We start from the raw sequence: 1,086 nt of genomic DNA on the forward strand, positions 1-1,086 counted from the left end.
TCGCCTGAGCTGTTAAGCAGCTTCTTTTTTGTTCTCTGGGTTTAATTTCACATCACCGATTTCCTCCCAGTTTCTAATACCCTTTGACCAGCGGTTAGGGTTCTTTTTTTGCGCTTTGGTATATAGCTCATGGCGTTTTGCCAATATCGCTTTATCTTCACCATTATGGCGTTGCGCTGGTGTCACGAATTTGATGCGACTATGCCTGTGCTCAGTGTTGTACCATTGAGCGAAGCCTTTCATCCAAGCTCTTGCATCTTCAAGGCTTTTAAAGCCTTCGCTTGGCCAGCGGTGACTGTATTTGACCGTGCGGAACAATGATTCTGAGTACGGATTATCATTGCTGACACCGGGGCGGCTACGAGAGCCAATGACACCCATATCAAGCATTTTGGCTTGCATCGTCAAACATTTCATCGGGCTACCGTTATCTGAATGCAATACCACGTCTTTTTTAACGCATTTCTCAGACCAGAGCGTGCGCTCAAGCAATTGGGCAGCATGTTCACCTGATTCACTGTCATGAACTTCCCACCCGACAACCTTACGGCTGAAGATGTCGATTATCATGTAGAGGTAGAAGAACCGACCAATGACCGTTGACGGGCAGTAACTAATATCCCAAGTCCACACTTGGTTTGGCGCTGTCGCTGTGTACCCCTTAGGTTTAGCTCGGCTACCTTTAGGTTTTGCTTTACCTCGATGGGCTAGCTGGTCATTGGCTTTCAACACACGATAAAAGCTCGATTCAGACGCGAGATATTGCCCGTTATCTGCCAGCATTGGCACTATCTGACTTGGCCCTAAATTGGCGTATTCTTCTTGGTTACAGGTAGCTAATATCGCTTGCTGCTCTTCCTCAGTGAGCTTGTTACTCGGTTCTGGCCTATCAGCTGTAGGTCTTTTGTCACCACTGATTTCACCGCTTTCCTGCCAGCGTTGTAATGTGCGTACAGACATACCAACTTCTTCACAGGCTTTCTCTTTTCTAGCACCTGAGCCGACTGCTTCATCAATCAGAGATGCGTAATGCTGCCTATCTGTGAGTGAGGTTAATTGTCCTCGTCTTCCCCCCAGTAGGCATTT

At 47.3% G+C, this 1,086-nt stretch carries 1 protein-coding gene; it reads right to left on the reverse strand.

Annotated elements, in window-relative coordinates; all coding sequences use genetic code 11:
* Positions 1 to 12: 12 nt before the first annotated feature.
* Positions 13 to 1,086: IS3 family transposase (locus ACX5KA_RS05600; protein ID WP_458730623.1), on the reverse strand; the 1,074-nt coding region annotated here is incomplete at its 5' end.

Source organism: Alteromonas alvinellae (genome assembly GCF_902705805.1).